Origin of the sequence: Prevotella sp. P3-122, from assembly GCF_002251365.1 — a bacterium.
GTDB lineage: Bacteria > Bacteroidota > Bacteroidia > Bacteroidales > Bacteroidaceae > Prevotella.
On the sequence record NZ_NPJH01000030.1, the window covers coordinates 41,103 to 62,876 of the forward strand.

22 protein-coding genes and 1 pseudogene are annotated in these 21,774 nt (G+C 50.6%); 9 read left to right on the plus strand and 14 right to left on the minus strand.

The window, feature by feature from the left end; translation table 11 throughout:
• Window positions 1-114: 114 nt before the first annotated feature.
• Window positions 115-783 carry a DnaJ domain-containing protein gene (locus CIL02_RS05720; RefSeq protein ID WP_094400036.1) on the plus strand — a complete coding sequence of 223 codons (669 nt, stop codon included), beginning with the start codon at window positions 115-117 and terminating at the stop codon, window positions 781-783.
• A 6-nt stretch (window positions 784-789) separates the two neighbouring features.
• On the opposite strand, the gene CIL02_RS05725 is transcribed toward CIL02_RS05720, so the two are convergent.
• From CIL02_RS05725 to CIL02_RS05735, 3 genes are all read right to left on the minus strand, one after another.
• Window positions 790-1,668, minus strand: a complete 879-nt coding sequence (locus tag CIL02_RS05725) for an N-acetylmuramoyl-L-alanine amidase-like domain-containing protein (protein WP_094399809.1) — start codon at window positions 1,666-1,668, stop codon at window positions 790-792.
• Complete coding sequence (locus CIL02_RS05730; protein ID WP_240513542.1) at window positions 1,665-2,765, minus strand: DUF4421 domain-containing protein; 1,101 nt, start codon at window positions 2,763-2,765, stop codon at window positions 1,665-1,667. The genes CIL02_RS05725 and CIL02_RS05730 overlap by 4 nt, the downstream gene beginning before the upstream one ends.
• A gap of 61 nt (window positions 2,766-2,826) precedes the next feature.
• Entirely contained in the window at window positions 2,827-3,810 is a 984-nt protein-coding gene (locus CIL02_RS05735; RefSeq protein ID WP_094399813.1) for a Gfo/Idh/MocA family protein, read from the minus strand.
• A gap of 99 nt (window positions 3,811-3,909) precedes the next feature.
• On the opposite strand from CIL02_RS05735, the gene yihA reads away from it, so the two are divergent.
• From yihA to CIL02_RS05750, 3 genes are read left to right on the plus strand one after another with little or no spacing between them, the layout of a single operon-like run.
• Complete coding sequence (yihA, locus tag CIL02_RS05740) at window positions 3,910-4,506, plus strand: ribosome biogenesis GTP-binding protein YihA/YsxC (protein ID WP_094399815.1); 597 nt, start codon at window positions 3,910-3,912, stop codon at window positions 4,504-4,506.
• Window positions 4,507-4,508: 2 nt separating this feature from the next.
• A complete protein-coding gene (gene abc-f, locus CIL02_RS05745; protein ID WP_094399817.1) occupies window positions 4,509-6,305 on the plus strand; it encodes a ribosomal protection-like ABC-F family protein in 1,797 nt (598 codons plus the stop codon).
• 49 nt (window positions 6,306-6,354) lie between these two features.
• Window positions 6,355-7,656 (plus strand): GTP-binding protein, encoded by a 1,302-nt coding sequence (locus tag CIL02_RS05750; protein WP_094399819.1) that lies wholly within the window; start codon window positions 6,355-6,357, stop codon window positions 7,654-7,656.
• Between the two features lie 38 nt (window positions 7,657-7,694).
• Here the strand turns inward: CIL02_RS05750 and CIL02_RS05755 are convergent, their stop codons facing one another.
• From CIL02_RS05755 to CIL02_RS05785, 7 genes are all read right to left on the minus strand, one after another.
• Window positions 7,695-8,696 (minus strand): rhamnogalacturonan acetylesterase, encoded by a 1,002-nt coding sequence (locus CIL02_RS05755; protein ID WP_240513543.1) that lies wholly within the window; start codon window positions 8,694-8,696, stop codon window positions 7,695-7,697.
• Between the two features lie 196 nt (window positions 8,697-8,892).
• A complete protein-coding gene (gene hisS / locus CIL02_RS05760; RefSeq protein WP_094399821.1) occupies window positions 8,893-10,254 on the minus strand; it encodes a histidine--tRNA ligase in 1,362 nt (453 codons plus the stop codon).
• A 3-nt stretch (window positions 10,255-10,257) separates the two neighbouring features.
• Window positions 10,258-11,535: an adenylosuccinate synthase gene (locus CIL02_RS05765; RefSeq protein WP_094399823.1), complete on the minus strand. Its 1,278-nt coding sequence runs from the start codon at window positions 11,533-11,535 to the stop codon at window positions 10,258-10,260.
• 7 nt (window positions 11,536-11,542) lie between these two features.
• Window positions 11,543-12,025, minus strand: coding sequence for a Fur family transcriptional regulator (locus CIL02_RS05770; protein ID WP_094399825.1), 483 nt, complete (start codon window positions 12,023-12,025; stop codon window positions 11,543-11,545).
• Between the two features lie 30 nt (window positions 12,026-12,055).
• Window positions 12,056-12,733 (minus strand): YggS family pyridoxal phosphate-dependent enzyme, encoded by a 678-nt coding sequence (locus CIL02_RS05775; RefSeq protein WP_094399827.1) that lies wholly within the window; start codon window positions 12,731-12,733, stop codon window positions 12,056-12,058.
• Entirely contained in the window at window positions 12,730-13,251 is a 522-nt protein-coding gene (locus tag CIL02_RS05780) for a DUF4494 domain-containing protein (RefSeq protein ID WP_094399829.1), read from the minus strand. Before CIL02_RS05780 ends, CIL02_RS05775 begins: the two co-directional genes overlap by 4 nt.
• 96 nt (window positions 13,252-13,347) lie before the next feature.
• Window positions 13,348-14,520 carry a DUF418 domain-containing protein gene (locus CIL02_RS05785; protein ID WP_094399831.1) on the minus strand — a complete coding sequence of 391 codons (1,173 nt, stop codon included), beginning with the start codon at window positions 14,518-14,520 and terminating at the stop codon, window positions 13,348-13,350.
• Between the two features lie 112 nt (window positions 14,521-14,632).
• Here CIL02_RS05785 and CIL02_RS05790 point away from each other — a divergent pair, with 112 nt between their 5' ends.
• From CIL02_RS05790 to CIL02_RS05800, 3 genes are read left to right on the plus strand one after another with little or no spacing between them, the layout of a single operon-like run.
• Window positions 14,633-15,529, plus strand: coding sequence for a glycosyltransferase family 2 protein (locus tag CIL02_RS05790; protein WP_094399833.1), 897 nt, complete (start codon window positions 14,633-14,635; stop codon window positions 15,527-15,529).
• Window positions 15,481-16,461 (plus strand): glycosyltransferase, encoded by a 981-nt coding sequence (locus CIL02_RS05795; RefSeq protein WP_094399835.1) that lies wholly within the window; start codon window positions 15,481-15,483, stop codon window positions 16,459-16,461. The genes CIL02_RS05790 and CIL02_RS05795 overlap by 49 nt, the downstream gene beginning before the upstream one ends.
• Window positions 16,461-17,558: a glycosyltransferase gene (locus tag CIL02_RS05800; protein ID WP_094399837.1), complete on the plus strand. Its 1,098-nt coding sequence runs from the start codon at window positions 16,461-16,463 to the stop codon at window positions 17,556-17,558. The genes CIL02_RS05795 and CIL02_RS05800 overlap by 1 nt, the downstream gene beginning before the upstream one ends.
• Window positions 17,559-17,852: 294 nt before the next feature.
• Here the strand turns inward: CIL02_RS05800 and CIL02_RS05805 are convergent, their stop codons facing one another.
• The 3 genes from CIL02_RS05805 to CIL02_RS05815 form a co-directional block, all read right to left on the minus strand.
• Window positions 17,853-18,449, minus strand: a complete 597-nt coding sequence (locus CIL02_RS05805; protein WP_141210143.1) for a hypothetical protein — start codon at window positions 18,447-18,449, stop codon at window positions 17,853-17,855.
• Between the two features lie 4 nt (window positions 18,450-18,453).
• Window positions 18,454-18,927, minus strand: a complete 474-nt coding sequence (locus tag CIL02_RS05810; RefSeq protein ID WP_094399841.1) for an RNA polymerase sigma factor — start codon at window positions 18,925-18,927, stop codon at window positions 18,454-18,456.
• 112 nt (window positions 18,928-19,039) lie between these two features.
• Window positions 19,040-20,080: a TerC/Alx family metal homeostasis membrane protein gene (locus CIL02_RS05815; protein ID WP_094399843.1), complete on the minus strand. Its 1,041-nt coding sequence runs from the start codon at window positions 20,078-20,080 to the stop codon at window positions 19,040-19,042.
• Window positions 20,081-20,263: 183 nt separating this feature from the next.
• Between CIL02_RS05815 and CIL02_RS05820 the strand changes: the two genes are divergently transcribed.
• On the plus strand, window positions 20,264-20,551 hold the full coding sequence (locus CIL02_RS05820) for an HU family DNA-binding protein (protein WP_094399845.1): 288 nt from the start codon (window positions 20,264-20,266) through the stop codon (window positions 20,549-20,551).
• Window positions 20,552-21,019: 468 nt separating this feature from the next.
• On the opposite strand, the gene CIL02_RS05830 is transcribed toward CIL02_RS05820, so the two are convergent.
• Window positions 21,020-21,520 carry a DUF255 domain-containing protein gene (locus tag CIL02_RS05830; RefSeq protein ID WP_094399849.1) on the minus strand — a complete coding sequence of 167 codons (501 nt, stop codon included), beginning with the start codon at window positions 21,518-21,520 and terminating at the stop codon, window positions 21,020-21,022.
• Window positions 21,521-21,542: 22 nt separating this feature from the next.
• Here CIL02_RS05830 and ccsA point away from each other — a divergent pair.
• Window positions 21,543-21,755, plus strand: a pseudogene (ccsA, locus tag CIL02_RS16665) (cytochrome c biogenesis protein CcsA); the annotation flags it as partial.
• Window positions 21,756-21,774 lie beyond the last annotated feature (19 nt).

A 21,774-nucleotide genomic window follows, 5' to 3' on the forward strand; every position in this document is an offset into this window, starting at 1 on the left:
TCTTCCGTCTTTTACACATCCTTGATGTCTAATGGAACGTTATATCTGTCAGGTGGCATTTTTGGCATGTTTTTTGTATTTCGTATACATAATTAATTAATGGAGGGTAACAATATGGCATTTATAGATTATTACAAGATTTTGGGTGTTGACCGAAATATACCTCAAAGCGAGGTAAGAGCGGCATATAGGAAACGTGCTAAGCAGTTTCATCCCGACCTTCACCCCGACGACCCGAAGGCGAAAGCCAAGTTTCAGGCATTGAGCGAGGCTTACGATGTTATCGGAGATCCGGAGAAGAGGAAGAAATATGACCAGTATGGCGAGCAGTGGAAACAAGCCGACGCATACGGTGGCGGTTTCTCAGGCGGCGGTTTTGGCGGTTTCTCTGGTGGCGGCTCACCGTTTGAAGGTTTCGACTTCTCATCGTTCGGCTCTGGAAATGGTGGCTTTTCAAGTTTCTTCCAGAACCTTTTCGGCGGTGGCGCACGGACATCCAGCAGGCGCGGCACGCCCCATAGTGGGGAGATGAGCGCCAGTGTGACCATCGACCTGTACTGTGCCCTGCTTGGCGGCGAGGTGATAATACAGCTTAGCAACGGCTCAAAGATAAAGTTGAAGGTGAAACCCGGTACCCAGCCAGGGACGAAAGTCAGAATTAGGGGCAAGGGCTACGACCGTGGCGACGGCACCATGGGCGACCTGATTATCACTTACAATGTCCGTCTGCCAGAGAATCTGACAGAACGGCAGAAGGAACTGCTCAGGGAAATGAGAGGGTGAGATACCTTAGGGTAATACGCCCTGATTCTTTCTTATGATTCTTATTCCTGTTTGCATCCGTTGACCAGCCATATATGTACGCAGCAGCTTGGGCTCAAGGACTACTTTCCCATGCAGCCTCGAGGCATTGAGCAGATGAAGGCCGTCATCGAGCCACACGGCGATACCTATATGGCTGGTGTCAAGTCCCTTGCGTGAAGTTAGAATGGCAATGATGTCACCATCGTGGATGGTGTTTCTGAACAAGCGATTGTTGGCTATTGATGACTTCGGGATATAGCGATAGCGACGCTTGCTGATGTTTCGCTCGTTGCGTGCAATCTGCCTTATAAAATCTCTGTTTCCCTTGAGCATGGGATATTGCGAGGTGTTAGTTGTCATATAGTTGACGTTTACTGTCTGCACGGCCGTGAATGGCGGATTTGGACCTTGTACCTCGTGTACGAACCCTTGGGCTGTATTATCTTCAATCCACTCTGTAAAGTAATGGAGGCGGTCGGGATAGGTGACATGTCCCTTTCGGTAGCGGATATTGCGCAGGTATCGGCAGAAGTCACAGAAGTCAGTCTTGCCGTTCTCTGTGCATAATGTCAGGGCAAGCACATTCTCCACGAAAGTAGTGCAGTCGAGTTCGCGCAGGTTGATGACCAAACGTTCTGTATTGTTACGCTCAAGGGTCTTGGCGACATATGGTGTGCCACATAGTTTTTTTCCGAAGAAAACCATAAGGTTGGTTTGCTTGGGTTGAGAGGCTCCCTCTACAAGCAGCTTCTCTACGAGTATTGAGTCTTCAGCCTGATACTGCGGACGCTGGGCTGTGGCTACAGCCGTGGCTGCCAGCATGGTTGCCGTGACGGCAAGCCTAAGGAGGAATGTTGTTGTCATCTGTTTCCGAAATTTACACCCACATATAGGTTAACGCAACCAAAGACGGTGTTGGAACGGAACTGGCTTTTGCGGTAGTTGTATGTATGGAATATGGCGCTTGCGCCTGCGTACCACCTCATGTTGTTCCAAACTATGCCTATGCGGCTCACACCATCTATATTGAAATTCTTGAAATCAAAATCTTTCAGGAACACACCGTTATTGTCGACCTCACCGATGGTGTGCTTGTAGCTGACGCCCAGTGACAGCGATGCGTCGAACAGCCAGTTGTGAGCAAACACCCAGTTGTAGGCATAGCCGCCAGAGACGGAGTAGTCTGTGAACGCTACCTTGCCGAACCTCATGGTGCTGTCGAGCTTTGTTGCCGCCACTTCGTCGCCCAGCTTGTAGGCTACCACGTCTTGCAGCTTGTTCCAGTCAATGTCTATGCTATGCTTGGTATAGCCGATGCCAACGAGAGGGCTGCCGGCCGACCGACGTTGTATGGTGCTTTGGCTATATGCGGCTGGATAGGAGAATTTCTTGTGGTTGAAGATGTAATAAAGGTTGAAACCCTTGATGCTGGCCTTGAAGCCGTTGAAGTTGGCGTTGCGTATTGGTCGGGTGTCGACATTCTGCCCTAACGACATGCGCATGATTTTATAGTTGTCTCCCGTCTTGCGGTAGAAGAGGTCTATGCCAATCTGGTTGCTGTACAGGCTGATGTCGAGGTCTTGCCTGTTATCATCGCCGCTGAGATGGGCAAGGTCAATGGTGTAACCAAGGAAAATCCATCTCCATCCGATGTATGGTCCGAGCTTATATGACGGTTCTGGCGAGAAGGTGATGGTGTTGCCGCTCTTGCTTGTAAGCTGGTACATCTCGTAGGTATAGGTGTTTTGCAGCATGAAGGTGTAGTTGTACTTCTGCGGTTCTATGTAGTTGGTGTCCACGCGCGAAAAATCCTTTACTTTCTCATATAGCCTGTTAAGAAACTTGTTTTTCAGCTGATGCCTGCTTTGATGTGGCGTTTCCATAGCGCAGGTATCGCCTTCTGCTATCTCCTGAGAGCATAGCGGAAGGTGAATGAGCAGAAGAAATGATAGTACAGTCACTATTCTCGGCATGGCAGCTGGTGTTTGTTTTGTATGTAGGAAATGGCGTGTTGTGAGGGTGTTAGTATTTCCCCAGTATGCGGTCCATAGCCCAGTTGACCGGCGTGGCGCTGACGCTTGTACACTCACAGATGGACAACCCCTGGAGGTGCCTTGTGACCTCTGTGATAATAGGCAACTGGACGTATGGCGGGTTGGGCACCGTTATTAACTCCTCGCCTTCGCTCGTCACCACCCTTATGGGATCGTAAGTGAAAACGGAGAACGACATCATACCTTTCTCGCCGATAATCTCTATGCTGTCCTCCCGTGCGCTCTCATGGCCTACGAAGCACCAACTGCCGGAACCGGGCAGTCCGTTCTGGAACATGAATACCGCGGAGATGGTGTCCTCGGCATTATACAGATGGGCACGGTTGGCGCAATAGCCATGCGCACGGGTGATTACTCCGAATATCTCCTGAAGGATGTCCAGCTGATGAGGCGCAAGGTCATAGAAGTAGCCGCCTCCGGCAATGTCGGGCTGCAGGCGCCATGGCAGCTGTTCCGGTGCGGAATAGTCAAGGTCGCGGGGAGGAACGGAGAACCTTATCTGCACGTTGATTATTTTTCCCAATGTTCCCTCGTCGACAATCTGTTTGGCTTTCTTGAAATATGGCAGGTAGCGGCGGTAGTAAGCCACAAAGCACGGTACGCCCGTCTGCTCTGATATGCGGTTTATGCGCACACAGTCCTCATAGCTTGACGCCAACGGCTTCTCCACATACACCGGCTTGCCCGCCCGCATGGCCATGATGGCATACGTGGCATGGCTGGATGGCGGTGTGGCTATGTATATGGCATTGACATCAGGGTCGTCGACTACCGACTGAGGGTCGGTGTACCATTTTCTGATATGGTTTCGCTCGGCGTAGGAGCGTGCTTTCTGTTCGGAGCGGCTCATGACGGCTACCACCTGCGAACCCTCAATGGTTGAGAATGCAGGACCGGACTTCTTCTCCGTCACCTCGCCACAGCCGATAAATCCCCATTTAATCTCTTTCATTCCAATGATGTTTTGCCTACAAAATTACAAAAAACAATAGACTTTATCTCTAAAATCTCAAGATTTTATTAACTTTGCACAAAATATCCGATTATAATCATGGAAATCAAAAAGTCAGAATACTCCATCTCCGCACCCAACGTAGGGCTTTGCCCAAACGACACCAAGCCGGAGTTTGCGTTCATCGGAAGGTCTAACGTGGGCAAGTCGAGCCTCATAAACATGTTGTGCAGGCACAAGGGACTTGCAAAGACTTCCGCCACACCTGGAAAGACTCTTCTCATCAACCACTTTATCATAAACAACGAATGGTATCTTGTCGACCTGCCGGGATATGGCTTCGCAAAACGCTCGAAGTCGGTACAGCAGAAGATACAGCAGATGATTACGGGATATATACTGCAGCGAGAGCAGCTTGTCAACCTGTTCGTACTTATTGACATCAGGCACGACCCGCAGGCCATTGACCGGGAGTTCGTGGACTGGTTAGGTGCGAGCGGCGTTCCTTTCTCAATAGTCTTCACCAAGGCCGACAAGCTCAGCGTTGGCAAGGCAAGGGCGAATGCGGAGAAATGGATGAACGCCCTGAAGGACACCTGGGAGACGTTGCCGCCATACTTTATCACATCAAGTGAGAAAGGCACCGGAAGGGATGAGGTTCTGGACTATATCGGGACAATAATGAAAACCCTATAACCATGGCTCTACAGACACCATACCTCGACGTACAGCATCTGACAAAGAGCTTCGGAGCGCATCTGCTCTTCAGGGATATATCGTTCTCCATAGCGGCAGGACAGAAGATAGGACTCGTTGCCAAGAATGGTACGGGCAAGTCTACCCTGCTGTCGGTGATTACTGGTAAAGAGGGCTACGACTCGGGCGAGATCATCTACCGCAACGACCTTCGCACGGGATACCTGGAGCAGTCGCCGTTGTTTGACGAAAACGAGTCCGTGCTCGATGCCTGCTTCAACCATCATGGCGACCCGGAACGGGTGCTTAAGGCGAAGCAGATACTTACGCAGCTGCACATCAGCAACCTTGAGCAGCCCATGGGACAACTGTCGGGAGGACAGCAGAAAAGGGTGGCGTTGGCAAATGTGCTTATCACCGACCCCGACCTACTGATATTGGATGAGCCTACCAACCATCTCGACCTCGAAATGATAGAATGGCTGGAGGGCTACCTGAACAGGGGCAACAAAACGCTGCTTATGGTCACCCACGACCGCTTCTTCCTCGACCGCGTGTGCAACATCATCCTGGAACTTGACGACAACACGATATACACCTACCGCGGCAACTACAGCTACTATCTGGAAAAACGCCAGCAGAGAATAGACAACAAGAGGGCCGAGATAGCCAGGGCCAACAACCTCTACAGGACTGAGCTTGAATGGATGAGGCGCATGCCGCAGGCCAGGGGGCACAAGGCACGCTATCGTGAGGAGGCTTTCTACGACCTTGAGCGAATAGCTAAACAACGAATAGAGGAACGGCAGCTGAGGCTGAAATCGAGAAACGTGTATATAGGCTCGAAGATTTTTGAGTGCCAGTATGTGTCGAAGGCTTTCCATGACAGCGAGAAGGAGACCGTAATACTGAAGGATTTCTATTACAACTTCGCGAGGTTTGAGAAGATGGGCGTTGTCGGCAACAACGGCACTGGCAAGTCAACGTTCATAAAAATGCTGCTCGGCATCGTACAGCCCGACAGCGGACGCTTCGACATCGGCGATACCGTGCGTTTCGGCTATTTCTCGCAGGAAGGACTGAAATTCAACGAGCAGCAGAAGGTCATTGATATCATCAAGGACATTGCGGAATACATCGACCTCGGTGGAGGCAGGCACATGACGGCCTCGCAGTTCCTGCAATACTTCATGTTCACGGCACAGCAGCAGCAGAACTACGTCTACAAGCTCAGCGGAGGTGAGAAGCGCAAGCTGTACCTTTGTACGGTGCTGATGCGTAATCCCAACTTCCTGGTACTTGACGAGCCTACCAACGACCTTGACATTCAGACACTGCAAGTGCTGGAGGAATATCTTCAGGACTTCCCCGGCTGTGTCATCGTAGTAAGCCACGACAGATACTTCATGGATAAGGTTGTGGACCATCTGCTGGTATTCCGGGGCAGTGGTGACATAAAGGATTTCCCCGGCAACTACACCCAATTCCGGGAATGGCAGAAACTGCAGAGCGAGAACGAACAGACGGCCAAGCCTGAGGTGACAGAGGTGAACAAGGACCGAAACCGAACCAGGAATCAGGAGAAGAAGAAACTCTCGTTCAAGGAGAAACAGGAGTATGAAAGACTGGAAAAGGAAATAAGCCAGCTGGAGGCCGAGCAGCAGGAAATAGAGCAAAAGCTGTGTTCTGGAGAGTTGCCCATAGACAAGATTACGGAATACAGCATCAGACTGCCTATTCTCAAGGACGAGCTCGACGAGAAGTCCATGAGATGGCTCGAGCTGTCGGAAATGGCATGAGGGGTGTAAGGGACATATATTTAAACCGAAACATAACACACAGAAGAATATGAAAACAAACATTATTCCAGTCCTGCTGCTTACGGGCTATCTCGGTAGTGGCAAGACTACATTGTTGAACAGGATACTCAGCAACAGACGGGGCATAAAGTTCGCAGTCATAGTTAACGACATCGGCGAGGTGAACATCGACGCAGACCTCATACAGAAAGGCGGCATCGTTGACCAGAAAGACGACAGCCTTGTGGCATTGCAGAACGGCTGTATATGCTGTACGCTGAAAATGGACCTTGTAGGCCAGCTGCGGGATATAACAGAGATGGAGCGTTTCGACTATATCGTCATTGAGGCCAGCGGCATCTGCGAGCCGGCACCCATCGCACAGACTATATGCTCCTACCCTACCATGGGGCCAGAGTTTATACGCAAGGGCATAGCAAGGCTCGACTGCATAGCAACAGTTGTCGACGCCATGAGAATGAGAGACGAGTTTGGCAACGGCAACAGCCTCATGAGAGGAAACTTGGAGGAGGACGACATCGAGAACCTGCTCATACAGCAAATAGAATTCTGCAACATCATATTGCTCAACAAGGCCGATGAGGTGACAAGCGAGGAGCTTGGAAAAATCAGGCAAATTATCCGTGCCCTGCAGCCAAAAGCCGAAATCATTGAATGCAACTATGGTGATGTAGACCTCGACAGAATTATCAATACCGGGATGTTTGACTTCGACTCCGTTGCCACCTCAGCCACATGGATAAAGGAAATAGAAGGACATCACGAGGAGGATGAGGACGATGAGGACGATGAGGAGCATGATCACGACCATCATCATGAGGACGAGCATCATCATCATGACCATCATCATGAGCATGAGCATGAACATGAGGACGACCATGAGCATGAGGATGAGCATGAGCATCACGAGCATGGACACCATCATCATCACCATCACCACGACGAGGGAGGTGAAGTTGAGGAATACGGCATAGGAACTTTTGTCTACTATCGTCGTCCGGCATTCAGCCTATCAATGTTTGACGATTTCGTTGCCCGTCTGTGGCCGCATAATATAATAAGGTGTAAGGGCATCTGTTACTTTGCGGAAGAGCCCGACAACTGCTATCTCTTCGAGCAGGCAGGACGCCAGGTGTCTCTTGCCAATGCAGGCCAATGGTATGCCACGATGCCTGCCGACGAATTGGCTGAGCTTAAGGAACGCGAGCCAGGACTGCGCCGTGACTGGGACGACAAGTATGGCGACCGCATGCAGAAACTGGTTTTCATCGGACAGAAGCTCGACAAGAAGGCTATAGCAAAAATGCTTGACGACTGTCTGGCAGAATAAGTTTTAGTTTTATACTTCAGAATAATAAAGGAGGGACGCTATCCCTCCTTTATTATTTTTGCACCTGGATAGAGGTCAAAAGAGATATTGCGAGGGGTATTCTTTGGTATATTCCACGTTCCGTCAAGAACATATATGCGGGTGCGCTTGCCCTGTGGCACAGCATCAATGGCTTCCGTTATGTCCATATAGTTGCCGAACCCCTTTTTGGAGACTATATAGTCGTAGTGGCGGAGATGCTTCTTCAGGGCCGGCACAGCCTGTACAAGTGCGTCGGCAAGAAGCGATGCCACCTGATGTGCACCATAGACGTTGTAGTGGGTGTTGTCCTTTCTGCCCTTGGGGATTGACGCTACCTCACCAGGCTTGAACCACATGTGCAGTTTCCTGGAGCCTTCAATACCCATACCCTGCTCAAGGTCGTGAGTTATGCGGTTGGCATCAATAAACGGCACGGAGAGTTCCCGGGCAACGTTACGCGGCGACAATAGATAGGCTCCATGAGTATCTATAAGGGTGTCGGAGTTTACTTTCTCGTCCTCGTATGTGGTGTTGCGCAGAGACTCGTCATCGGTTTCGTTGTCAGGCTGCAGGTAGAAGTTGCGGCGCACCACAGCATTCAGCAGTACCGGTATGCCTCCACGCTCACGAGTCTCAGTGACATAGCGTGCCAGGTTCGCATCAAACGTGCTGCCTGGGTCGGTATGGCGGTCGGGCTTAGGTTTCTCGTCGTTGTGGCCGAACTGTATGAGCACATAGTCGCCCGGCTTTATGAGCGAGAGCACTTTGTCCCAACGTCCCTCGTCGATGAAACTCTTCGATGACCTTCCGTTGACGGCATGATTGTCCACCCGGATTTTAGAACTGAAGAAGCCCTGAAAGGCCATCCCCCACCCTCTTTCGGGATTTGTCTCAGGTTTCGACTTATTTGCGGCCGTAGAGTCACCAATGATGAATATTGTTGTCTGTCGGGTTCCCGCAGTAAAGAGTATCGCTGCAAGGACAAGCAGGAATAGGTTAGTAAGATGTTTCCTCATCATGATTATTTTGATAGTTTGTTTTAGTAGTGTAAGTCCTTATGCCTTAATCTTTTCAAGAATAGTCTGAAAGCTTTACCTTCATCCTTAGGTACCGTCTTTCAGGCTATTCTCTATTATATCCTGCATTTCATCAAAACACGGGTGCATGTCTCATCAAAAACACGATGCATGTCTCATCGAAATGCGAGGTGCGTTCTTAGGAGATATGTTCTATGAGCTCCTGTGCCGTGACAAGTCTCTGCTCTCCCGTCTCCATGTCCTTGAGAGTATACTTGCCCTCGTTCATCTCGTTCTCTCCGGCCAGAGCCACAAACGGGATATGCTTTGCGTTGGCATAGGCCATCTGTTTCTTCATCTTAGCAGAGTCGGGGAAAATCTCCGTGCGTATGCCTGCTTTCCTTGCCTGAGAAACAACGGGCATGCAGTATGCCGTCTCTTTCTCGCCGAAGTTGATGAACAGCAACTGCGTGGTGCTTATAGCCTCCTTGGGGTAGAGGTCGAGAGTGTTGAGGACATCATATATGCGGTCAGCTCCGAAGGATATGCCCACTCCGCTGAGTCCCGGCATTCCGAATATGCCAGTCAGGTTGTCGTAGCGTCCGCCGCCAGTGATGCTGCCCATAGGTGTGTCCAATGCCTTCACCTCGAATATGGCGCCTGTATAATAGTTCAGTCCCCGAGCAAGTGTCAGGTCAAGCTCCATGCTGTTCTTGAGTCCGCATGATTTCAGGGTGTCGAGGATGAACCTTGTCTCCTGCACTCCCTTCAGGCCGGTCTCGCTGTCACGGAGTACATCCGCAATGACATCGAGTTTCTCGTCGTTGGTGCCTGTCAGCGACATTATCGGTTGCAGCTTAGCTATTGCCTCGTCGCTGATGCCGTTGGCACGCAGCTCCTCGTTGACATTGTCGAGTCCAATCTTGTCGAGCTTGTCTATGGCAACCGTGATGTCCACTATCTTGTCAGCCTCGCCAATAGTCTCAGCCAGTCCTGTGAGTATCTTGCGGTTATTGATTTTGATGCAGACGTTTATTCCAAAACGGGTGAAAACGGTGTCGACAATCTGCATCAGCTCAACCTCGTTGAGGAGAGAGTCAGAGCCTACTACGTCGGCGTCACACTGGTAGAACTCACGGTAACGGCCCTTCTGCGGACGGTCAGCACGCCATACGGGCTGTATCTGATAACGTTTGAATGGCAGCTGCAGCTCATCACGGTGCATGACGACATACCGTGCGAACGGAACAGTAAGGTCGTAGCGCAGTCCTTTCTCGCAAAGGCGGGCGGCAAGGCGCAGAGGATTGCGCTCTGTCAGTTCCCCGTCGCTAAGCTTGCTTGTGAAGTCGCCAGAGTTCAGAATCTTGAACAGCAGCTTGTCGCCTTCCTCGCCATACTTGCCCATGAGGGTTTGCAATGTCTCCATGGCAGGTGTCTCAATCTGCTGGAAGCCATAAAGGGCATAGACTTCCTTTATGGTGTCGAAGATGTAGTTGCGCTTAGCCATCTCCACGGGGCCGAAGTCACGCGTCCCCTTAGGTATGCTTGGTTTGTTTGCCATTGCTTACTTGTTTCTAATTATTGTCTGTGCACGGTCCGGGCCGATGGAGATAATTGTTATAGGTGTTTCGAGGAAGTCCTCAAGGAAGGCGACATAGTCGTTGAACTCTGCCGGGAACTGCTCCTCGCTTGTAAACTGAGTCATGTCGGTCTTCCATCCTTTCATCTCCTTGTATATTGGCTCTACGTTGTCAATCTCGTATGGCAGCTCAGTAGTCTCAGAGCCGTCAGGCAGCCTGTATGCCACGCATGCCTTAATGGTTTCGAAGCCGTCGAGCACGTCGCTCTTCATCATGATAAGCTCCGTAACGCCATTCACCATAACGGAATAGCGCAGCTGAACGAGGTCTATCCAGCCACAACGGCGCTCACGGCCTGTTACGGCACCATACTCATGGCCAAGGTCACGGATGAGCTTTCCGGTCTCATCGAAGAGCTCTGTAGGGAACGGTCCTGCACCAACGCGTGTGCAGTATGCCTTCATAATGCCATAAACGTTGCCTATCCTGTTAGGGCCGATGCCAAGTCCCGTGCATGCTCCTGCGCAAATGGTGTTGGAGGATGTCACGAAGGGGTAGCTGCCGAAGTCCACATCGAGCATAGTGCCCTGTGCGCCCTCGCAGAGAATGCTCTTGTCCGAGCGCAGGAGATTGTTTATCTCGTGCTCGCTGTCTACAATTCTGAACTGCTTCATATACTCTACGCCCTCCATCCATGTCTTCTCAACTTCCGTAATGTCGAAGTCGGTATAGTTCAGTGATGCGAGCATTTGCAGATGTCTCTCCTTATGCGCCTTATACTTTGCCTCGAAGTTGTCGAGGATATCGCCTACTCGCAGGCCGTTGCGGCTAATCTTGTCGGTGTATGTGGGTCCGATGCCCTTACCGGTAGTTCCCACCTTGTTTTTTCCTTTGGCAGCTTCGTAAGCGGCGTCGAGCAGACGGTGGGTAGGCATTATGAGGTGTGCCTTGCGTGAAATGTGGAGCCTGTCGCGCAGGTTATGTCCGCTGCGCTCAAGGTCTTTGGCCTCTGCCATGAAGAGGTCGGGGGCCATTACAACGCCGTTGCCGATGATGTTGACCTTGCCACCCTGGAATATTCCCGACGGGATGCTGCGGAGGACATATTTCTCGCCCTCAAACTCAAGTGTGTGACCGGCGTTGGGGCCGCCCTGGAACCTTGCCACCACATCATACTTGGGAGTCAAAACGTCGACTACCTTTCCTTTACCTTCGTCGCCCCACTGTAGTCCCAGCAGGACGTCAACTTTACCTGTACTCATTTGTGTATTATTTGTTTTTTTGTTGTTCCATTAATGTTTTGCTGCGTGTATTCTTAGCCATGCAAGTGCTGCATATACCATATATGTATAGCGAGAAGCCCTCGCGCCGGAATCTCTGGAGCTTTATGGCCCCAACGGCATCTATCACTATTTGCGACTTTATCTCCGTAATCTTGCCGCACACGTTGCATATCTGATGACAATGATTGTTCTCCATGTCGCAAATCTCGTAGCGTGTGCCGGCAGGAAGCCTGTGCCTGATGACGATGTGCAGCTTTATGAACAGGCTGATGGTGTTGTAGAGCGTAGCACGGCTCACGGGGAAATTCCTACTGAGCAACCTCTCTCCCAAATCCTCGATAGTGAAATGACCCGTCATCTCACACACCGCATCCAGGATAGCATATCGCTCAGACGTCTTCCTGTGACGGCTTGTCTCTAAATAGCCATCGAGAGTGGCTTTCAGTTGTGCCTTTGTCTCAGTGTCCATACGTCATTTGTCTCCCTTTATCTCCACTTACTAATACACGCGCGGTCCGAAGATGCCCGTCCCTACCCTCACCATCGTGGAACGGCATTCCACGGCAATCTTGTAGTCGTGGCTCATGCCCCATGACCTTTCGCGGAAATGGTCGTCGTCAGTGAAATACTTGCTTTTCACCTCGTCGAAGAAGTCGGCGGCAATGGTCATCTCACGGCGTATCTGCTCCTCGTCATCAACGTTCGATGCCATCATCATAAGTCCGGCTATCCGGACGTTATGCATTTTGCGCCATTCTCCGTCCTCGAGCAGTTGCCTGCACTGGTCAATGGTCAGCCCGTATTTAGTGGCTTCCTGTGCTACGTGCAGTTCCAGCAGCACGTCTATTACGCGGTTGTTGCGTGCCGCCTGCTTGTCTATCTCCCTAAGCAGTCGCAGGGAGTCCACGGCCTCTATCATGGATATGTACGGGGCAATGTATTTCACCTTGTTAGTCTGAAGGTGTCCTATAAAATGCCATTCTATGTCATTTGGCAATGTCGCTACCTTCATCTTAAGCTCTTGCTCATGGCTTTCGCCGAAGACGCGCTGTCCCTCGTCGTATGCCTCCTGGATGTATTCCGCAGGATGATATTTGCTGATGGCAACCAATCTCACGCCATCAGGCAAACATTCGAGCACCTGATGAAGATTTTTTGCTACATCAACGTCCGTCATGCGTTTTCTCCTTGCTGTTTGTTCTCGTCTGTAAGATACTCGGGGACATCATGCCGCTCTACAGTCTTCGCTGCTGACGAGTGCTCGTATACATCCATTATCATGGTCTCAGCCACGCTTGAGATGACATAGTCTATCTGTGTACTGCCCATCACCTCGTCGATATGCTTCACGGCACCGGGCAGGCTTGCTGCCTGTACGAGATAGTTGACGGCTGTACGCTTCTCCTTCTCCGTTTTCTCGTCGAGGGTTATGAACTGCAGCTTAGCCTTGTACCATCTGTCGTCATTGGTGTTCTCGCTGAAGAATATCTCGCGGTAGGCGGCATGCTTGATGTCGGTAATCTTAAACTCGCCGCTGATGTATGAGGACATCTCTTCTATGATGGTGTTCTCGGCCTCCGTGAAGCTCAGGGCGTCAACCACATATTGCTCCGTAACCTTCTTCTGTGCACCATCCTCCATGGTCTTCTCATATCTGATTTTGGTCTCGTACCAGTCAGCTGTTCTACTTCTCATAATTATATATTTCTGTTTATTTATTAGAATTAGATTGCAAAGTTAGCAATTTTTATCGAAAACGAAACATTAAGAGGCAAAAAGTGAGGATAAATGTCATTTGCATATCCATGTTGCCTTTTTCCACAGATGCTCCAATGGTCCATGGCTGTGCTTGGACATCCACCAACGGCAGAAGAGCAGCTGCAGCACAAAGAGTACGACACCGGCAATGCTGCTCACGGTGATGCCCATATATCTGTGGAGGCCAAATCCCCAGTTGTAATACATCATTGAGCCTACGACGCTCTGTGATATATAGTTGGTTAGGCTCATCTTTCCGTAAGGGGCTATGAACATCAGCTTGCTGTGCAGCTTGGTGGTGTAGAAGACGATAACGACTCCCGACACGAGCACGAGCATGAAGGCAAAATTTGACAGTGAGCTGATGATTAGATACAGTTGGCCATAGAGCGACTCATTGGAGACGAAGTCGCGCAGCATGTTGCCGATGCCGTAGAGCGGGAAGAATGCCGTCAGCGAGAACCCTAACACCTTGCACCAGAAGCCCAGGTTTTCCCTCAGGAACAGTCCTCTACGGCCAATGAGCATGCCCAGCAGGAACAAGGCGGCAGTCTGGAACACCCGGCCGTGGTCCCATGCCCATGCAAGGCTGGCAAGCTGTCCCTCCCACAGGTTCACCTTCACCGTCTCGAGGAATGTCCCTGACGACTGCACGGCGAATGTGGCGTCCCAGAAGGCACGTGTGGGCAGCTGTGGAGCCACAAAGGCGGGGTCGGCAATTGAGCGCAGGACATAGTATAGTGGCATAGGCTGGATGAGCAGCAGGCAGGCCAACGCCAGTACCCACTTGTCCTTCATCCGGCAGGCAAGAGGCAATATGAAGCCTACAAGCGAATATAGCACAAGCACCTCGGCCGTGAAGAAGCAGGCGTTGATGTTTCCGAAGACGAACAGCAGTACAAGGCGCCAGCAGAAACGGCCACGGAAGTCGTAGCCACGCATGCGCTGATTGTCATACTGGATGAAGAAGCTGAAACCGAACAGCAGGGCAAAAACGGCATAGGCCTTACCGCCAAAGGTGAAGAACAGTCCGTCCCATATAGCACGGTCGGTAAACCTCAGCAGGTCGCATTGGCCAGCAGTATCAGGAAACGAGTAGAAGTTGAAATGCTCAATAGAGTGTAGGATGATAATGCCCATTACGGCCAGTCCGCGCAGCACGTCGGCAACGTCCACGCGTGGGTGTCCAATTCTGTGTGTGTCCATTCGAATAGTCAATGCTTCAATTTAACCTTATTATTATCTTTTCCGTACAAAGGTAATATAAAAAAACATCATCAGATACATTATTATCGTTTTTTTTCGTAATTTTGCAAACATGAAACTAACAGTCATCATACCGGTTTACAACGTTGAGGACACCATCGACAGGTGTCTCGACAGCGTATTGGGGCAGTCGTTTCATGACATGCAGGTCATCATTGTCGACGATGCATCTACTGACGGCAGCAGGGACAAGTGCGAGGCATGGAAGGAAAAAGACCATAGGGTGCAGGCCCTATACCACCAGGATAACCAGGGGCTTAGTGCCGCACGCAACACCGCTCTCGCAAAAGCCCGTGGCGAATATGTCACCTTCGTCGACAGCGACGATACCGTTGCGCCAGATACGTACAAGAGGCTGTTCGACATCTTGAACTCACATCCCGACTATGACATCCTTGAATATCCTGTATACGAGAAATACGGTAACATAGCCCGTCAGCGCATACTCTATTTCGGGAAGGACACAGAGTATGCCGACATGAGGCAATACTGGCTGAAAGGCAAGGCATACAGACATGCCTACGCATGGAACAAGGTATATAGAAGGGAACTGTTCCGCGGACTCACCTATCCTGTGGGCAAGAAATTCGAGGATGTCTACATCCTTCCGCAGCTGTTGAGCCGCTGCAAGCTCGTCGCTACCACCTCCGTGGGACTGTACCATTATTACCTGAACCCGCGCGGCATCACCCAGACTGCTGACGGGAAGGCAATGACAGACTTGCTCGAAGCTCATTTGCAAGTACTCCCCGAGGTCCACGACGCCATATACCATTCCCACGTTCTGAATATCGCTCTCGATGTATATGAGCGTACGGGCATTGCCCACGAACTGCCCCGGTTTGACTATTCGCTAACGCTGAAACAGAAAGTACTAAACTTAATAGGACTAAAGAAACTATGCCAACTGAACAAGTTCCTACACAGGTTCTACCGAAGAAGCCGCTGATCAGCTTCATCGTTACAACATACAATACTCCTGTCGAGATGCTTGCCGACTGTCTTGACAGTATTACCTGCCTGTCATTGTCAAATAGTGACAGGGAGATTATCATTGTCGATGACGGGAGTGACCCTCCCGCAATAACGGTACTGACCGACATACAGGACGACATTATATATATACGGCAGCCAAACAAGGGACCGTCCGAGGCCAGGAACATGGGAATAAAGGCCGCTACGGGAACATACATACAGTTTATCGATGGCGACGACATGCTGCTGCGCGGAGCCTACGAGCATTGCATAGACATCGTCAGATACCAGTCGCCGGACATGGTGGTGTTCAATTTCACGAACAGCTCTGTCACCGAGACTCCCTTCAGCTTTGACGGTCCGATGACGGGCACCTCGTATATGCACAACAACAACCTTCGGGGCAGTGTCTGGACGTATGTCTTCCGCAGGAACATCCTTGGCGACCTGCGCTTCACGTCAGGCCAGAACTACTGCGAGGACGAGGAGTTTACGGCTCGGCTTGTCCTCAGGGCTGAGAAGCTCATTGCCACAGATGCTCACGCCTACTACTACCGGCTACATTCGGAGTCGCTGACGGGAAGCCGGACACCAAGGAAAGTGATGACAAGGCTGACCAATCATTTTGATACCATTTGCCGTCTACACTACATTGGCGAGCGTCTGCCCGAGGCTGCCAAGATGGCCATGCGGCGCAGGGTGGCCCAGCTGTCTATGGACTATCTCTACAATACCGCACGCCTGACACACTCCATCGACAAGCTCAACGAGGCCACCGGCAAGCTGCGCGAACTGGGGCTGTTCCCGCTCCCCGACAAACACTACACGGCAAAATACTCACTGTTCCGCCGTCTTGTCAATTACAAGGCTGGCAGGTACCTTCTCTTGTTAATGACGGCAAAGTGATGAGGATACTGCTCTTAGGCGAATACAGCAATGTCCACTGGACGTTGGCCAAAGGTCTCAGGACTCTTGGCCATGAGGTGACGGTTGCCTCAAACGGGGACTTCTGGAAAAACTATCCCCGCGACATAGACCTTGCGCGCCACGAGGGACCTCTTGGCGGGGCCATGCTCATGTGCAGGATTGCGGCAAGCCTGCCAAGGATGAGGGGCTATGACATCGTACAGCTCATCAATCCGATGTTCATGGAACTGAAGGCCGAGAGGCTGTTCCCGATATACAACTTCCTGCGCAGGCACAACGGGAAGGTCATTCTTGGAGCTTTCGGCATGGATTACTATTGGGTGCACGAGAATATCACGAGGAAGCCTTTCCGGTATGGCGACTTCAACATTGGCGACACCCTGCGCGATACTCCTGACACACGCAAGGAGAAGGCAGACTGGCTCTGTACCCCCAAACAGAGGCTCAACGAGCTCATAGCACACGACTGCGACAGCATCGTGGCAGGACTTTACGAATACTATGAATGTTATCATCCGCTGTTTCCCGACAAGACGCAGTTCATTCCGTTCCCCATTGTCAGCAAGGATGTCACCATCGGCCCACGGCAGAGCAACCAGCCTCTGCGGCTCTTCATTGGCGTCAACAAGCCACGCTCGGCATACAAGGGTACTGATATCATGCTCCGTGCCGCACGCGACGCCGCACGCGACTATCCCGACAAGATAAAGCTCGCTGTTGCAGAGAACATTCCTTTTGCCGAATACACAAGGATGATGGAGGGCAGCGACGCCATCCTCGACCAGCTATACAGCTACACGCCGTCAATGAATCCGCTTGAGGCCATGTCGCGCGGCATAATATGTATTGGTGGCGGAGAGCCGGAGAACTATGCCATACTGCACGAGGACCGCCTCCGTCCAATTGTAAATGTCCTTCCTACCTACGAGAGTGTCTACAACGCCATCGTAGACCTTGCCGCAAGACAAGAGGACATAACAACCATGCAGCGCCAGAGCGTGGAGTATATACGCAAGCACCACGACTATATAAAAGTGGCAAGGGAATACGAGGCGCTGTATCAATGCGCGCTGTAGGCGCAGAAGCGCACAGCCCAGGGTAAATGTAGCGTAGCGAAATGACACCCTGGGTTATGTAATGTGGGTGATGTTCGCCCTGCTAAGGGCAAAAGCATAGACAACAGCAGGACAAAATATAACGCTTTTGCGCTTACAGCGCGCATTGATTATATTACAATAATACCCAGGGTGCCGCTACGCTTTACCCTGGGCTATGTGCTTCTGCGCTTACAGCGCGTGCTGACTACGGTATTGTCCCTTATCTCCCCTTATCTCCTCTTAACTCCACTTATCTTCAAAAAACTCCAGAGACTAACAGTCATCGTCTTCTTCCTTCAGTCCGTTTATCTGACGGATAAGCTCGTCGTTGGTACGGTTCATCCTAATGAGAATTCCGATTCCTATCGCCATACCTATTAGTCCTCCGACAACAGAGCCGTATACCATGGCATCCTTGCCCTCGAACTCCAGGTCGTAGAAGAGCCATACGAAGAGCACAAACACTATCGGCAAGTTGACGGCCACCTGCATCCAGCGCAGGCGTTTCATCCTCAGCAGCTTCATGCCCGTATTGACAAGGTTCTCACTTTTCCAGTCGTTCTCCGACGTGTAGTTCACGTACAGGTCTACTGCTATACATGCCAGCATGAAGACCAGGATGGCCACAATGGGATACCAGGACATTCCCGGTACCATGCTCTTCAGGTTGCAGAAGGCAATGGCAGTGAATGGCAGCAGCACTATCAGCTCCGTCCACAAGAATTTCATTATCCACGACATCTTGTTCGACATAGCCTTTTGCACAAGTTTGTCGGTTACTATCTGCTGCTTGTCAAGTTTCTTTTTCAGGGTCTCCAGCTGCATGCGCATGGACTCCATATCCAGATGGTTTTCTGTATTCATTTCCATAATGTTACTTTTTTTTCAGTTGTTCGCGTATTCTGACCAGCTTCACCGAGACATTCTTTGCCGATATGCCCACGATGTCGCCAATCTCGTCGTAGGGAAGACCTTCAAGCCACAACAGTACAATGGCCCTGTCGAAAACGCCCAGCCGGTTGATGCGCTCATAAAGCAGCTTCACCTGCTTGGTGTCAGCATCGTTGTCCGCATACAGGTCTATGTTCATGTCAAGACTCTCCGACTTCTTGCGGCGTTTCTTCTTGCGGTCGGCAGAGATGCAGGTGTTCAGGCTGACCCTGTATACCCAGGTCCTGATGTCGCTGCGTCCCTCGAAGGAGGGAAACCCCTTCCACAGGTTGACCAGTATCTCCTGAAAGAGATCGCCAACCTCATCGCTGTCTTTTGAGAACATGTAGCACACCGTGTAGATGGTGGACTTCTGCTCATTCACCATCTTGGTGAATTTCTGTTCTAATGGATCCATTGTTCTGTCATGTTTTTATTGTCTTCTGCCTGTTAGACGCAGTAACATGAGGAATACTACAGATTTTTTTTCTTATCTTCCTTTATCTCCCTTTATCTCCTCTTATCTTCCCTTATCTTCCCTTATCTTCCTTTATCAATAGCGAGCCGACTATGCTGCCTACAAGGATTACCAGGATGACAGCCAGCGACAGCATGGCGTCGATGTCTACAAACTCGTGTATAAGCAGCTTGACGCCGATGAACAGCAGCAGCAGGCTCACACCGGGCTTCAGCAGCCAGAACCTGTCCGACACTCCGGCCAGCAGGAAGAACATAGCACGCAGTCCGAGTATCGCGAAAATATTGGAGAAGAACACCACATAAGGGTCGAGCGAAACAGAGAACACGGCGGGAATGCTGTCGAAAGCGAATATCAGGTCGCTGAACTCAATGAAAACCACCGTGACCAGCAGCGGCGTTATATAAAGGCTTGAGTTCTCCCTGACGAAGAACTTGTCACCACGGAACTCCTTGGTCACACGGAAGTGGCGGGACAGAAACTTCACCACCGGATGGTCTGCGGCACTGATCTCCTCTTTCTTGTTGCGGTCGACAAACATCTTCACTCCGCTATAGACAAGGAAGAGGCCGAAGACAAGCAGCAGCCAGCTGAAGCGGGCGATAAAGGCCGCACCCAGGAAGATGAAGACACAACGTAGAATAATAGCGCCGAGTATACCCCAGTTGAGCACGTGCTGGTACTCCTTCTTGCTCACGCCGAACGACGTGAATATCATCATCATCACAAAAAGGTTGTCCACGGACAAAGTCTTCTCTATCAGGTAGCCCGAGATGTATGATATGGTCATGTAGTGACGGTACTTCTGCAGGCTGCCCTCATAGTCGTCAGGGTCGAGCTTCAGGTTCGAGGCATAGCGCGAGGCCACAGCCTGCAGCTCGTCGAAATTGCTTATGCCGTGTACCATGTCGCCGTGGAACCATAGAAATACAGAGAAGGCCAGCGCCAACACTATCCACACAGCCGTCCACGAGCCCGCTTCCTTCATCGACACCTCGTGTGCCTTCTTGTCAATGACCAGCATGTCGAGAAGCAAGATACCTACTATGACTGTCAGGAAACAACCAAAGAAAATTAGTTCTGATAAATGCATTGCTATAAATAATGATTAATATCTTTTTGAGCTGCAAAGTTAGGGAATAATAACAAATTAAAGCACGTTTCATATGTTACTAAACCTAAAATGACTAAAAAAACACCCCCAAAGACATAAACGATACGTATTTTTTTTATAAATTTGCACAACTAATAATTAACGAACAAAAACTAAGACTTGATGAACAAGACACAACTGACAGCCATTGTGGCAGAGAAGACAGGCATCTCGAAGGCTGATGCCGCAAAGTATGTTAACGCAGTCCTCGGAACCATTGCCGACACCCTCACCGAGGGCGACAAGGAAGTTGCCATACCCGACTTCGGGCGCTTCCTCGTGAAGAGTGTGCCCGAACGACAGGGCATCAACCCCGCAACCAAGGAGGCCATCACTATACCCGCACACGAGAAGGTGACGTTCAAGGCATCAGACAACCTGAACATCTTCTCGCGCAAGCACGGAGTATAAGGCGCACAAACATACAATCTCTCATTCATCATACAGATACCTTCGCAAAAAGCTCGAGGGTATCTTTTTTTGTTCATCATGTCAACATGGCTTATGCCAAGTAAAGTCTCTATAGAAAAACATGGGGAAGGAAGTCACCAAAATGTATGCGCTTTTTCCCCGCAAAAAAACGTATGGGCTAGCGCAAAGCTTTGCGTGGGCTGATGCAAAGCTTTGCGTTGGCACTTGCAAAGCTTTGCGTTGGCACATGCAATGCTTTGCGTCTGAGATGGGCAAAAACAGGCATCGAAATCGTCTGCCCTATTCTGGATAAGAGAAAAGGGAGGAAAGACTCACCACATGGGGCACTGTAGACCCACCTATACATAACCCATGTAGGGCCGCCATACGCAGGGTTGACTTATTCTGCTTCAGCTCGGCAAATGCAGTACAATGGGACAATGTCCTGCCCCTGCCCATAATTTCAAACTAAAAGACAGCTTTGGGAGTCCAGTTGGCAAATGCCCGCACGACCTTCTTCGTGTCATATCCGTTGCCCTGTTCAAGGAAGCTGGAGTCCTGAATGTGAATGACATTTCCCTCGGCATTAAGGAAAACGAATACGGGAAAGCCGAAACGTGCCGGATTGCCAAGGCGCTTCATCAATGCCGCTGCCTGTGCGGCCTTTGTCTCGTCGGTTTTCTTTCGCGGATTATAATTCACGTGCAGGTATACAAAGTTCTCCGCCACCAAGCGGCTAACAGTAGAATCCTTCTCCATGAAGTCTGCAAAGCGCAGGCACCAGGGACACCAGTTGCCTCCAACCTGGCAGATTATGAATTTGTTCTCAGCCTTAGCCCTGATAATAGCATCGTCAATCTGTGCCATCGGGTCGACATTCTCGTCGTATACTTTTTTCAGAGCCTCCTGTGCGTTGATACCGGCAACAGCTACTCCATATAGAAGAAATGTAATTAAAAGTCTGATCATAGTCTTTCTTGTTTTGTTTTTGGTCAGCTGGGGATGCTATTGGAGCTGGGACCCGAAGGAGACATGGGCACTGATAACGCTGATGGTTTATGCGGTACCGTTGCACGGCTGGCTTCTCCCGGCATTCTCACAGCCGCGGGTATATCATCTGTATATTGTGATATCGTTGGTTTCCGTCGCCATAACATACTGGGGTGTAAACATGCTGCTGGATGGCATGCACAGCTACGCGTAGCCATGCACGGCTAAGGTGC